Origin of the sequence: Nocardia mikamii NBRC 108933 (assembly GCF_001613505.1) — a bacterium.
GTDB lineage: Bacteria > Actinomycetota > Actinomycetes > Mycobacteriales > Mycobacteriaceae > Nocardia > Nocardia mikamii.
The window spans coordinates 1-566 of record NZ_BDCM01000042.1; the positions used below are offsets into that span (position 1 = coordinate 1).

The 566-nt window shown below is 65.2% G+C and carries 1 protein-coding gene; it reads left to right on the forward strand.

Annotated features, from left to right (window positions below; translation table 11 throughout):
* Positions 1–566 (forward strand): beta-ketoacyl synthase N-terminal-like domain-containing protein (locus NMI01S_RS33650; protein ID WP_167669989.1); only part of this gene is annotated, 566 nt, incomplete at both ends.

Genomic DNA, 566 nt, shown 5'->3' on the forward strand with positions numbered 1-566 from the left:
TTGGCCGGTGGTGTGACGGTGATGGCGACACCGGAGACCTTCGTGGAATTCAGTCGTCAGCGCGGGTTGTCGCCCGATGGCCGGTGTAGGTCGTTCGCGGATGCGGCCGATGGTGTGGGCTGGGCTGAGGGGGTGGGTGTGCTCGTGCTGGAGCGGCTGTCCGATGCGCAGCGCAACGGCCATCAGGTTCTGGCGCTCATAGCGGGTTCGGCGGTGAACCAGGATGGTGCCTCGAACGGTTTGACGGCGCCCAATGGTCCGTCGCAGCGGCGGGTGATCCGGCAGGCGTTGGCCAATGCGGGTCTGTCCCCGGTGGATGTGGATGCGGTCGAGGCGCACGGTACGGGTACGACGTTGGGTGATCCGATCGAGGCTCAGGCGCTGCTTGCCACTTACGGTCAGGATCGTGCTGCGGATCGGCCGCTCTGGTTGGGGTCGCTCAAGTCGAATATCGGTCATGCCCAGGCTGCTGCGGGTGTGGGTGGTGTGATCAAGATGGTCATGGCGATGCGTCACGGCGTGCTGCCGAGGACGTTGCATGTGGATCGGCCGAGTACGAAGGTCGA